Annotated in this window: 14 protein-coding genes and 1 pseudogene; all 15 read right to left on the reverse strand. The window is 41.1% G+C overall.

Annotated features, from left to right (window positions below; all coding sequences use genetic code 11):
* Nucleotides 1-424: 424 nt before the first annotated feature.
* Nucleotides 425-781, reverse strand: a complete 357-nt coding sequence (locus DWX76_RS07315; RefSeq protein WP_118522117.1) for a hypothetical protein — start codon at nt 779-781, stop codon at nt 425-427.
* The gene (locus tag DWX76_RS07320) at nt 778-1,197 is read right to left on the reverse strand and encodes a hypothetical protein (protein WP_118570399.1); all 420 of its coding nucleotides are present in this window, start codon (nt 1,195-1,197) and stop codon (nt 778-780) included. Before DWX76_RS07320 ends, DWX76_RS07315 begins: the two co-directional genes overlap by 4 nt.
* A gap of 1 nt (nt 1,198) precedes the next feature.
* Nucleotides 1,199-1,423: pseudogene (locus DWX76_RS07325) on the reverse strand (VOC family protein); the annotation flags it as partial.
* A 356-nt stretch (nt 1,424-1,779) separates the two neighbouring features.
* A complete protein-coding gene (locus DWX76_RS07335) occupies nt 1,780-2,103 on the reverse strand; it encodes a hypothetical protein (protein WP_147353841.1) in 324 nt (107 codons plus the stop codon).
* Nucleotides 2,104-2,214: 111 nt separating this feature from the next.
* Nucleotides 2,215-2,988 (reverse strand): hypothetical protein, encoded by a 774-nt coding sequence (locus DWX76_RS14355; RefSeq protein WP_243022483.1) that lies wholly within the window; start codon nt 2,986-2,988, stop codon nt 2,215-2,217.
* 1 nt (nt 2,989) lies between these two features.
* Nucleotides 2,990-3,373 (reverse strand): VOC family protein, encoded by a 384-nt coding sequence (locus tag DWX76_RS07345; protein ID WP_118570401.1) that lies wholly within the window; start codon nt 3,371-3,373, stop codon nt 2,990-2,992.
* Nucleotides 3,374-3,553: 180 nt separating this feature from the next.
* Nucleotides 3,554-3,862 carry a hypothetical protein gene (locus DWX76_RS07350; RefSeq protein ID WP_243022484.1) on the reverse strand — a complete coding sequence of 103 codons (309 nt, stop codon included), beginning with the start codon at nt 3,860-3,862 and terminating at the stop codon, nt 3,554-3,556.
* A gap of 17 nt (nt 3,863-3,879) precedes the next feature.
* Nucleotides 3,880-4,185 carry a hypothetical protein gene (locus DWX76_RS07355; protein ID WP_147353842.1) on the reverse strand — a complete coding sequence of 102 codons (306 nt, stop codon included), beginning with the start codon at nt 4,183-4,185 and terminating at the stop codon, nt 3,880-3,882.
* 144 nt (nt 4,186-4,329) lie between these two features.
* The gene (locus tag DWX76_RS07360; protein ID WP_118570403.1) at nt 4,330-4,941 is read right to left on the reverse strand and encodes a VanZ family protein; all 612 of its coding nucleotides are present in this window, start codon (nt 4,939-4,941) and stop codon (nt 4,330-4,332) included.
* 6 nt (nt 4,942-4,947) lie between these two features.
* Nucleotides 4,948-5,853, reverse strand: a complete 906-nt coding sequence (locus DWX76_RS07365) for a sugar phosphate nucleotidyltransferase (protein WP_412694017.1) — start codon at nt 5,851-5,853, stop codon at nt 4,948-4,950.
* A 55-nt stretch (nt 5,854-5,908) separates the two neighbouring features.
* Nucleotides 5,909-6,394: a serine acetyltransferase gene (locus DWX76_RS13820; RefSeq protein ID WP_182429750.1), complete on the reverse strand. Its 486-nt coding sequence runs from the start codon at nt 6,392-6,394 to the stop codon at nt 5,909-5,911.
* Nucleotides 6,352-6,528: a hypothetical protein gene (locus DWX76_RS13945; protein WP_182429751.1), complete on the reverse strand. Its 177-nt coding sequence runs from the start codon at nt 6,526-6,528 to the stop codon at nt 6,352-6,354. Before DWX76_RS13945 ends, DWX76_RS13820 begins: the two co-directional genes overlap by 43 nt.
* Before the next feature lie 74 nt (nt 6,529-6,602).
* Nucleotides 6,603-6,992 (reverse strand): hypothetical protein, encoded by a 390-nt coding sequence (locus DWX76_RS07370; RefSeq protein ID WP_118570404.1) that lies wholly within the window; start codon nt 6,990-6,992, stop codon nt 6,603-6,605.
* Between the two features lie 671 nt (nt 6,993-7,663).
* Nucleotides 7,664-9,109, reverse strand: coding sequence for a lipopolysaccharide biosynthesis protein (locus DWX76_RS07380; protein WP_118570406.1), 1,446 nt, complete (start codon nt 9,107-9,109; stop codon nt 7,664-7,666).
* 2 nt (nt 9,110-9,111) lie between these two features.
* Nucleotides 9,112-9,381 carry a DapH/DapD/GlmU-related protein gene (locus DWX76_RS07385; protein ID WP_118570411.1) on the reverse strand — a complete coding sequence of 90 codons (270 nt, stop codon included), beginning with the start codon at nt 9,379-9,381 and terminating at the stop codon, nt 9,112-9,114.
* Nucleotides 9,382-9,874: the final 493 nt, after the last annotated feature.

The raw sequence follows: 9,874 nt of genomic DNA on the forward strand, positions 1-9,874 counted from the left end.
GATACCGGAATTTGGAGAGAAAGCCCCGACTATCTTCTGAATCTCTATGACTATTGCAATTCTAAAAAGACTGCCTAAGTTTTCTTTCTGCTTGACTAGCACTACTACATCGGCTATACTTTCAACAGTGATCAGGTTTCGGTAACCTTGCGAGGTCCGAGGCCGGGAAGATGACCTCCGGGCCACCTTCTTTCTCCCCCAGTTGTGTACGACTGGGGGATTTCTATGCCTTACCACCAGACGATTGTGCTTATTTCGTTCGTAATATAAGCACGGTTGTCTGGTTTTTGCTTTAGAACATAACGATAAAAAGGCAGTAAGGGCTCTTTCCACACTTAGTTGATTTCACAGCGAAATTGTTCATGAAGCAGTACTTTTGCCTTCAATAATTCAAAACTATTTCTGCCATACATAATACGTTTTATTACTTTGAGTTGCGGTCTTTTGGACGGCCCATCTTCTCCTTTACCTTGTCCGGCACATCAATCAGTCCGAACCGATAGAACATTCCGTATATGTAGGTCATTCCCCGGATATCACCCAGAGCTTTCGGGCGGTCTACTACCTCCCCTTTAATATTCTTCAGCGCCAAAACTATAGAACTCCACGCCAGACTTTTACTCTTCTCTCGGCGGTCGATCCACAGTTCTTTTGTATACTCGCCATTCCTGCCCTTTTTAATTTCGTAAGAGAATGGCAACCCGGAGTAGGTCTTAAATTTCACTCCAGCATAGGTCAGAACCACACCCCAGAAGTTTTCTTCTGTCGGATCAGCCTTCACCGCTTCATCGCTCTGTATCTCCGCTGCCGCTCTGCTCCAACACTGATCTTATCTTTTTCTGTACTGGGGAAGTACACACCTTTTTTATACGGAAGATATGAGGTAACGGAAGCTTTGGAAAGTTTCAGGGTGTTTGCAGTTGAGAGTATGGAGGTTTTGTAGTCCTGTGTTTCTCGGTATTCTTCAAAAGTGTTTTTTACTTTTTCCGCCACTTCTGATTCATACACACCTGCCGTGATGAGGAGCTTTCTTACTTTGATAGGGTTAAGGTTCAGCGCATCTGCGATGGATTGGAGGGAGCATTCCTCCCCATAAAGTGCCACAGCAGCATCCATCTGCTCTTTCAGATTCTTCCCGGCATCATACTCCGGCTTCAGCTTCTTCCGGCCACCACCGGGCTTTCTGGTTTTCTTCATTTTACTCATGCAGCTCCAGCGGCAGTCCATCCGGGTCGTGGAAGAAAGTCATCTTCTTGCCGGTGTAATCATCCACGCGGATTGGCTCGCATTCAATGCCTACCTCCGCCATTTCATTCACCGTCTGCTCCACGCTATCAACGCAGAACGCAAGATGGCGTAGACCACAGGCCTCTGGACGGTTTACACGCTTCGGAGGATTTTCCTCAGCGAAAATCTCCAGCTCCGTGTATGCGATAAGCAAAGAACTGCGAATTTACACAGGTTTTATAAATAATACCGGCAAAGAGCTGCCGACCATTATTGCATTTGAAGATATATTAGAGATTGGGGTGAATATGACTTGAATTACTATTTTTGCGATGCCTGCCGTTACTGCTTCTCTGCTGAGAAGCTGCCAGATCGATGCCCCGACTGCGGAGCACAAATATATAAAGAGAAGCCAGCGGTGCGCTTGGCGAATAAAAATGAAATAGAGGAATTGCTCAGAATACGGGCAGAAGATAATAACTGACCAGCGCCCCACTGTGTATCACACACAGCGAGGGCTTTTTTGAACTCCAGGAGTTCATTCTATTTTCGTTACAAACTATATGCTTCCATCATAAGCCGTATCCCGACTTTCAGACCTTCCTCAAAAGCAGTCTTCTCCCATGCACAGCACACTGTTCCCTGCCGGTCCATAATCTTCTCCCAGAGGGGAATCTTATCTCCGACATAGTCATCTACGAGCCTATTCATACCTTCCAAGCCACGCAGCCACTCTTCCAGTTCCTTTTCCTTGGCCTTTGCGGTTTTCCCGGCAACTGTGTTTTTCTCTACTGGATTATTCTCCGTGTAATGTTCGTAGATCAGATCAAGCAGATTTTCTACAGGCGGATAATACTCCGGCTCTGCTTTCTTCAAATACTTCTCCAGCATTTCCTTCAATTTTTCTATAATGCTACCGTCCTTCCCAACTGAGATTCACATCCTCAGTTATGGCACATATTACTGCACACTTCTGTACATAGCAACCTATTTTTTGCGGTCTTTTGGACGGCCCATCTTCTCCTTTACCTTGTCCGGCACATCGATCAAACCGAACCGATAGAACATTCCGTAGATGTAAGTCACTCCCCGGATATCGCCCAGAGCTTTGGGTCTCTCTACTACTTCTTCTTTAATATTCTTCAGTGCCAGCAGTACTGAACTCCATGCCAGGCTTTTACTGTTCTCCCGGCGGTCGATCCACAGTTCTTTTGTGTACTCGCCGTTCCTGCCTTTCCGCACCTCATAAGTAAATGGCAATCCAGAGTAGGTTTTGAATTTCACACCAGCATAGGACAGAACCACTCCCCAGAAGCTCTCTTCTGTTGGCTCATCCCTCCACCGCTTCATTGCTCTATATCTACGCTGCCGCTCTGCTCCTACACTGATTTTCTCTTTTGATGCAGTACTTGGGAAATACACGCCTTTCTGATATGGTAGGTACGAAGTAACGGAGGCTTTGGAGAGTTGAAGCGCATTTGCGGTTGAGAGTATGGACGTTTTGTAGTCTTGTATTTCTCTATATTCTTCAAAAGTATCCTGTACCTTCTGCGCCACTTCCGATTCATACACACCGGCCGTGATGAGCAGCTTCCGTACCTTGATGGGATTTAATCCCAACTCATCTCCGATGGCCTGCAAGGACATCTCAGAACCATAAAATGCCACAGCAGCATCCAGCTGCTCTTTCAGATTCTTCCCGGCATCGTACTCTGGCTTCAACTTCTTCCGGCCACCGCCTGGTTTTCTTGTTTTCTTCATTTTACTCATGCAGCTCCAGCGGCAGTCCATCCGGGTCGTGGAAGAAAGTCATCTTCTTACCGGTGTAATCATCCACGCGGATTGGCTCGCATTCAATCCCGACCTCTGCCAGCTCATTCACCGTCTGTTCCATACTATCAACGCAGAACGCAAGATGACGTAGGCCACAGGCCTCCGGGCGGTTCACACGCTTCGGCGGATTTTCCTCTGCGAAAAGCTCCAGTTCCGTGTGCTCATTGACACGAAGATCCAGCTTCCAGTCCTTACGCTCTGGACGGTAGTTCTCTCTGATAACAGAGAAACCTAGTTTGTTCACATAGAAATCCTTTGCGACTTCATAGTCAGATACGATGATTGCGATGTGGTGTATTTTAGATAAGTTCATTTTATGTCACACTCCATTTATTATAATTTTGTTCTTCTTTTATTTCCGTTATAAACTATATAACAGCCTTCAAAAAATACCGTGTGAACTCCTGGAGTTCAGTTTGTCCACACGGCATTTATTTTTTTGTTCTTTTTTATTTCAGTTTTTCGAGGATCTCGTCCGCACTCATACCGCTGGCTAATAATCTCTTAACCACACTCTCGGCTTCAGCTTCTTAGCTTCTTCAGCGGCCTTAGCATCTGCTTTTGCCTTCTTCGCTTCCAAGGATGCCACTTCTTTTTCGGCCTTCTTCAGAGCAGACTTCTTCTCTTTCAGTGTGTTCTTCTGCTCTTCAATCGCTTTCTGAATGGATACGATCTCAGTATTCAGATATGCAATAGTCTCCTGCTTCTCTGCTATCTGGGATGCGTAGTCATTGATTGCCTCGGTTTGTTCTTGCTGCCTTTCGTTCTGGGCATATTCATTCAGCCTTTCTTTTACATACACTCATTTCCCATTGATCTTTAAATGTACTGCTCGACAATAGAACTGAGCTCATCAATATAATTTCTTACCTCATCGGCTGCATTATTCTCGTCCGGATATTCAAAAATAGTCTCATATTTATTGAGGAACTCATCGAACTGATACGGACCGCTCTCACGATGATTAGCATGAATATAAGAAACAACCAAAACTGCTGCCTGAATTGGATGACCTTCAAAATAATCTGCATCAGCCATACCAGAGACGCCGCCTCGATCACAGCCATAAAGCCTTCTAACCTGATGTTCCAACTCAATTGCGTCATTGTGATTAATTCTAAACATTTTATTGTCCCCCAATCTAATTTTCTTTTCTCACATCTTCGCCGATCATAGATCGTTGCCTGCTGCTCACCACGGAGAGGTGTGTGATTATTACGAGCAGTGTAGGGAGCTACTGCTCCCAGTATATCACAATTTCATCCAGTTTTACAGACGCTTTCTTGCCTTCATCGCCACACAGTACAATAACCCGCCTAGCACTCCGCCGACTGTGTTGTAGAAGATGTCAGATAGCTGAAACGTCCCGAGCCGCAGGAGTAACTGCAGCATCTCTATTATCAAAGAAAAGCCAAACGCTATCTTCCCGCTTTGCCACAGTATCTTCTTCCAGCCGTTTCCAATCTTCTCTCCAAACGTCCACATCACTACCGAACTAAACGGCACCATCATAATTACGTTCTCGATGCACTCGGTGGTCAGCTTCTGTTCGCCATTCACAGTCTCCCAGATGCCCCAGCCACCCATGACATCGGATAAAGGATTCATCCACAGCTGACGGTTTAACAGGGTTCGGAACAGAATAAGTGAGGTCACAAAGGCCAGGAAAAACAGTTTCCGAAAGAACACACTCTCCTTGAACTTCTGATACCATGTCACTATGGCATTCTTCCAGCCTTTGCCTGCTCCAATAGATTCATAAGCATACAGGTAGAAAAACATGGCGAGGAAGGAAAGCAGGAGTGAAAATCCGAATGGCTCGTAGAGGGCGATTAGGATATTTGTGAGGATCTTTCCAAGTAAATCAATCGTTTCTTTCATCGTTGTTTACAGATCACTGAACAAGTCAGCCTTGTACACGTCATCCGCTAGCATCATCTTGAAGCTGTCCTTTACGGCTGCAACGTCCTCATGGTAGGTCATGCCGTACCAGGTATCATCGGTTTTTAATACCTTAACAGACATCTCACCTTTCTTCAGTAACTCACCGATGAAGATAGGAATCAAATACTCTGCTTTCAGAGGATTCCCCGGGACTTCCTTCTCAAAGAACTCTTTGAAGCCTTCTTCCATCACACCCAGAAAATCAGGAGTCAGCCCCCACATGTTCATGGATACCAGAGAATCAACATCAATCACTTTTCCGTCTGCTTCTGCCCCATCCGCCGTCTTCACAATATTCTTTGTCTCAACAACCTCAGTCAGATTGTACTGCTCATCCATCTTGCAGATACCACGAGTTACACCACCGTTATCAGACAGCGTATTCTTCAGAACAAAACCAGCCATGCAGGACTTGCCGCCATTCACCAGATACTCATGAACAGCCTTGAAACCTTCTTTGCCATAGTAATCGTCTGCGTTAATGACGATGAACGGAGTTTTAATTGCGTCCTTCGCTGCAAGCACAGCCTGACCGGTTCCCCAAGGTTTTGTACGACCTTCCGGCAGAGTTCCCGGAATATCGTTAATATCCTGGAAAGCATAGTCCACAGTGACATCATGAGAAGCGCAAATGGAGGCAATGCGATCACCAATAACCTCTTTGAACTCTTTCTTGATATCCTTGCGGATGATAAATACTACATGGTTGAAACCTGCCTCAATCGCATCATGGATCGAATAATCAATGATAATATGATTCGCATCATCCACCGGCTCCAACTGTTTAATTCCTGTTCCAAATCGGCTGCCGATACCAGCTGCCATGATAAGTAATGTTGTTTTCACCATTTTATACTCTCCTTCTCCACCATAAAACTTCCGCTAATTTTCGCTTAACCTACTCTTAGCGCTCAGATACTTTTTTCGCTGGTACGCCCGCAATATTTATATTTTCCTCATAAAAAGACTTATTACATACCGCTCCCGCACCTATCACATTTCGGTTTGCAATAAAAATATCCCCCATAACTGTTGCTCCAACTCCAATAATGACATTATTAGCAAATTTGGGGGTACAGTTATTTCCACTGGCAACAATAGCTGTATTCATATGAATTCGTGCATTTTCTCCAAAACGTACATCATTATTAATTAGTATTGGACCGCAATGCATAATTTTCAAACCTTTTCCAAATACGTTTGGAGGAATTCTCAAACAATATTTATTACTAATTCGATTTAATAATAATTTAGACCATATCATTCGGACTTTCTTGTTGCAATTAATATAGTACTCCGTTTTTCTCAATCTTTTTTGAAAACGCCATAGTATAGATTTTTCAGCACCTATACAAACACTAGCAATTTTATTCTTTTTCCCCCCCCCCATAGTATAGATTTTTCAGCACCTATACAAACACTAGCAATTTTATTCTTTTTCCCCCCCCCCTGAAAATACAATTTTTCTTCAAATTGTAGCCAATCTTTTAAATCATCTTTTGACTGAATTCTTAAATATTCCATACTCTCCTCCACATCATCAGAGCAACTATCGTCCTCCAAGCATTATCTTTTTTAACACTCTATTCTGCGAAATACTATAATGTAATCGCCACGCAGATAAGACTCACTGCTATAGATACAAAGAAAGTCCTACTATTGTTTGGTTGTGAATTTGTAAATATAGGTTTAAGGCAATAATTTGAAATATTAACATCAAATAAATATACCCCTAGAGAAAGCTTGCCAAGCTCAGCTAAAAACGGTAGATTGGATATTCCCGAAAAACGTAAAATCATCCAAATCAAAAGTAATATTACTCCTGATCCCAAATAACCAATAGCAATCCTGTAAACATCAATAAATAGTTGCTGAAAAAAATCGTTATTAACCTTCAAGCAATAACCTGTAGTATAAATAAACTTTTCTGGGCCAAAAGAAAAAACCATTGTTCCCCACGCTATAAATATCACCACAAAAACAATCATACAATTCTTCAATTTATTGACAATCGGGTATACTATTTCATATAAGTGATTCCAGCAATAACCTGCAACAAAAAAAGGATAAAGGAACTTGAAATAACCTAGGTTAAATCTATCCGTAAAGAATAGTCCCGTTATCATTATCAGCACATGAAAAAATAATGAATCATGAAAAAAAATACCGATTGACTACTACTGCAGTGGTACACATAAGAATCGCCCACAGGAACCAGGCTCCTCCTACTAGAGAAAAAAACAGTACCTTGCGATACTGAAAAATCCCATTTGAATCCCATTGTTAATTAAGCCAATTACAAAGTCAATGATTCCCCAAGTTAATATCGGAAATCCCAACGAAACAATCCGTTTTTTCATTGTCTCTTGGCAAGAATAAACTTCCAGGGAAGAGAACAAAAGAGCCCCCCCCCAATATGGCAAATAACGGCATGTGAAAACTGTATATAGAACGAAAAATCAAATCAGAATAATAGGACTTCTCATCAATGAAAGCTTGTCCATTTCCGCATTGAATTGTATGTCCCCATACCATCAAAAAAACGGCTATTCCCCTTACACAATCAATATAATTTCTTTTACTAAATGTCATTCTACTTGAATTAAACATCTTTTACCGCTATATTTAGCTTCCTTTCTTTGTAAATGCAACGAATTTTTTATTTTTTCTTGAAAAGCATCAATATTTTGTTTCTGAACACAACTGCCAGCACGATTAAAACAGCGATAATGCAATACCGTAATATTGTGTGCTGATAGAGCAATATACAAGAAGTACACAAAACAATCGTAACTACTGCTAACATATAAATATACTTCATATCATATACTGTTGCTTTTTCATCACCAACAGTCTTCCGATGTACGCGTGTCGAAACAACACCTTGCATCAATGCTAGAATCATATATGCAATCAATGTCGTATAGGCTGCTGCCATATAACCAAACATTTTGATTCCAAAGTAATTTAAAATGACATTTACAGTTGCTGCAACACAAGAAGATATCATGATAAACTTGGTTTTTTTATGATAAATTAGCACATTTGTATTCATATTAGAAAGCGAAATAAGAAAAATTCCTGCACAAATCGGTGGCATAATATAAATAGCATTATAATACTCCTTTGTAGCCAGAACTAAAACTATCTCTGGAGCCATAATCGTTAACACAAATGCTACTACAGCAAACGCTGTAAGAAGTTGCGATGATATCTTTTTTATATCATGTTCTCGTTCTGGTTTATCAATGTTTTCAAAGAGGAACGGAACAAACGATGCATTAATCGCTTGCCAAACAATCAGAGAGAGAGAGCTCACTGTATATAGTGTACCGTAAATTCCCACTGCACTGTTATCCACCATTTTCCCAATCATAGTCCGATCTGAAACACTTAATATCTGAGAGGCAAATGAATTACCAATCAATGGAATGCTAAGAGAAAGAGAGAATTTCCAGTATTTTGCATTATAGATTGTTTTTCCTTTAGCATAGATACTGATCCATATAACACATGCGACACTCAGAATTACGCTATAGTTCGCATAAAGACGGATTTCACCTAAATTTGGGGCTCCCGCAGAATTTCCCCAAACTACTGCTATAACCGATATGACTGAGGCAAACAATGCAGAGAGGAAGGAAACTATGGCCGCCAGCTTGTATTTATATTCATACCGCTGTCTTGCTAGCCAAAAATCACGTGCAGGTGTAAAAAGCAACTCCAAAATCAATAGAATAACCAATCCCGTGGACAAACCAAGAAGATTATTCCAATACAATGGGTTGAATGCATAAATTAATGCTACCAAGCAGGACATTCCAGACGTCAATGTTAGAACAGAGGATATGTATTGATCTCGCTCATTACGAAATTCTTTCATTGCCAACTGAAATCCGCCTGAAGTCAAAGCAAGTGTTGTTACAACGGATATCATGGAAAACCACGAATTATACAAATTCACTACACCTATTTCACTTGTAGACATCATCCTAGTAAATACAGGTACCGTAAAAATAGCAAGACCTCTTGTAAGGAATGATGCCACAGTATAAACAACTGATGCTTTTACACCGGTTGACATTCTTTTTATTTTATTATCCATGCTCAGGCTCTCTCCCATTGTTTATTTTCAAAGTTATACTTCTTTATCACATTTGCAGGATTTCCTGCTGCGATTGTATATTCAGGCACATCTTTTGTTACAACCGCTCCAGCTGCAATCACAGCCTTTTTTCCAATTGTAACTCCACCCAATATTATCACATTATTTCCAATCCAAACGCCATCTTCCACAACGATTCCTTTTGATACCTCCAAGGAATTATCCAAATATGATGGAGTCAGTGGGTTCAAGCCATGATTATAATCAATCATAAAAACATCACTAGCTACAAGCACATTGTTTCCAATTGTTACCTTGTTAGCGCACTGTACAGTAAACTGTCTTGTTGCATGAAAGTTTTCTCCAATAGTTATGCAAGGGGTAAAACCATCAGCGATATAACATAGCAGCTCGAATTGCTTCCAACATAAAAGCCTTCTTTTACATTCACAAATTGGGGTCTATTTACCTGTAGGCTTGTATCAAAACACTTTACTCTATTACGTTTTAAAAAAAGGCGTTGATTATTTAATCTCAGAATTTTATTTCTTAACTCCCAATACTTATATCTCAGCAATCGATGCATAGCTAACATCCCCTTTTCACTTATACTACTTAATAATCTATATAAATTGCTTTTAATTAGATAACATACCATTATTTAATCTCAGAATTTTATTTCTTAACTCCCAATACTTATATCTCAGCAATCGATGCATAGCTAACATCCCCTTTTCACTTATACTACTTAATAATCTATATAAA

Source organism: Clostridium sp. AF21-20LB, assembly GCF_003478795.1.
Taxonomy (GTDB): Bacteria; Bacillota; Clostridia; order Lachnospirales; family Lachnospiraceae; genus Otoolea; species Otoolea fessa.

Excerpts from the sequence above, each read along its gene's own strand:
- DWX76_RS13945 (WP_182429751.1), bottom strand. The coding sequence starts at position 6,528 with ATGGAATATTTAAGAATTCAGTCAAAAGATGATTTAAAAGATTGGCTA.
- DWX76_RS07345 (WP_118570401.1), bottom strand. The coding sequence starts at position 3,373 with ATGAACTTATCTAAAATACACCACATCGCAATCATCGTATCTGACTAT.
- DWX76_RS07380 (WP_118570406.1), bottom strand. The coding sequence starts at position 9,109 with ATGGATAATAAAATAAAAAGAATGTCAACCGGTGTAAAAGCATCAGTT.
- DWX76_RS07365 (WP_412694017.1), bottom strand. The coding sequence starts at position 5,853 with ATGGTGAAAACAACATTACTTATCATGGCAGCTGGTATCGGCAGCCGA.
- DWX76_RS07385 (WP_118570411.1), bottom strand. The coding sequence starts at position 9,381 with ATGATTGATTATAATCATGGCTTGAACCCACTGACTCCATCATATTTG.
- DWX76_RS13820 (WP_182429750.1), bottom strand. The coding sequence starts at position 6,394 with ATGGGGGGGGGGAAAAAGAATAAAATTGCTAGTGTTTGTATAGGTGCT.
- DWX76_RS07320 (WP_118570399.1), bottom strand. The coding sequence starts at position 1,197 with ATGAAGAAAACCAGAAAGCCCGGTGGTGGCCGGAAGAAGCTGAAGCCG.
- DWX76_RS07355 (WP_147353842.1), bottom strand. The coding sequence starts at position 4,185 with ATGTTTAGAATTAATCACAATGACGCAATTGAGTTGGAACATCAGGTT.
- DWX76_RS07370 (WP_118570404.1), bottom strand. The coding sequence starts at position 6,992 with ATGATTGTTTTTGTGGTGATATTTATAGCGTGGGGAACAATGGTTTTT.
- DWX76_RS07360 (WP_118570403.1), bottom strand. The coding sequence starts at position 4,941 with ATGAAAGAAACGATTGATTTACTTGGAAAGATCCTCACAAATATCCTA.
- DWX76_RS14355 (WP_243022483.1), bottom strand. The coding sequence starts at position 2,988 with ATGAAGAAAACAAGAAAACCAGGCGGTGGCCGGAAGAAGTTGAAGCCA.